Source organism: Polynucleobacter sp. IMCC 30228 (assembly GCF_021395205.1).
In the GTDB taxonomy this organism is placed as follows: domain Bacteria; phylum Pseudomonadota; class Gammaproteobacteria; order Burkholderiales; family Burkholderiaceae; genus Polynucleobacter.
The window spans coordinates 1-1,269 of the sequence record NZ_JAJVCS010000012.1 but is presented as its reverse complement, the minus strand read 5'-3'; the positions used below and the strand labels follow the sequence as shown (position 1 = coordinate 1,269).

Annotated in this window: 1 protein-coding gene; it reads left to right on the top strand. The window is 46.9% G+C overall.

Going from position 1 to position 1,269, the window contains the following annotated elements; genetic code table 11:
* Nucleotides 1-75: 75 nt before the first annotated feature.
* Nucleotides 76-1,217, top strand: a protein-coding gene (locus tag LZT21_RS11815) for an IS3 family transposase (protein ID WP_233937362.1) whose coding sequence is annotated in 2 segments (ribosomal slippage) — nt 76-343 and nt 343-1,217 — 1,143 coding nt in all. Because the reading frame shifts where the segments join, the coding sequence is not laid out codon by codon here.
* Nucleotides 1,218-1,269: the final 52 nt, after the last annotated feature.

The following is a 1,269-nucleotide window of genomic DNA, read 5'->3' as shown; positions in this document are numbered from 1 at the left end:
TGAACTGACCTGATTTTTAGTACCACTCCAAAAGAGAGGATTTTTGATAATCTTCACCCTAAAGGAGTGCTAATCATGGCTAAAGGTCAACGTCTTAAACCCGAACAAATTGTCACCCTGTTACGCCAAATCGATGTATTAACCAGTAATGGCAAAACCCTCGCCCAAGCCTGTAAAGAAATAGGCACGGTTGAGCAAAGCTACTATCGCTGGAGAAAAATGTACGGCGGCATGAAGGTAGATCAAGCTAAAAAATACAAAGAGCTAGAACAGGAAAATACCCGACTTAAGAAACTCGTAGCGGACCTATCCCTACGAGAAGTGATGCTCAAGGAAGTCATTAAGGGAAACTTCTAAGCCCTACTAGGCGTAAAAACGCAGCGCAGCTGCTCATGGATCGGTATTGCATCTCTGAGCGGACTGCCTGCAGTTTAGTGGGGCTATCGAGAGCAGCGTATCGCTATATGCCATTGCCCAGAGATGATGAAGAGCCACTACGAGCTGAAGTCATCCGTATGGCCGGCACCTACGGTAGATACGGTTATCGGTTTATTGCCAGCATGATGCGCAGCGCTGGTTGGGGCCAAGCTACCACTGCCAAGGTGGCTCGTATCTGGCGGCAAGAAGGCCTGAAGATCCCACAAAAGCAGCCTCCTAGAGGCAGGCTCTGGCTAAACGATGGAAGCTGCATGCGCCTGCGAGCGACTCACCCCAACCATGTGTGGAGTTATGACTTTGTCTTCATTAGAGACGCTTATGGTCGCAAGATCCGCATGCTGACTATGATTGATGAGTTCAGTAGAAAATGCCTGACCATCCATTGCGCTAGAAGAATTGGCTCGATCCAAGTGATTGAACAGTTAGCCAATGCCATGATTACTCACGGCATCCCAGAGCACATACGCTCAGATAATGGGCCAGAATTTATTGCCAAAGAGTTGCGTAAATGGTTATCTGGCATTGGAGTGAAGACTGCTTACATTACTCCAGGCAGTCCTTGGGAGAATGGTTTTTGTGAGAGCTTTAACGGGACTTTTAGAGATAACTTGCTGGATGGAGAAATCTTTTACAGCCTACAAGAAGCTAAGGTAGTGGTTGGGGAATGGGTCAAGCATTACAACCATGAACGGCCCCATAGCTCATTAGGTTACAGGCCACCAGCACCCCAAGTGCAAATACCCAAAATCATCCAAACTCAACCCATTTTACTGCAATGATTTACTATGGAAAAACTCTCTCAAGTAGTGGACCTAAATTGACAGCAGTTCA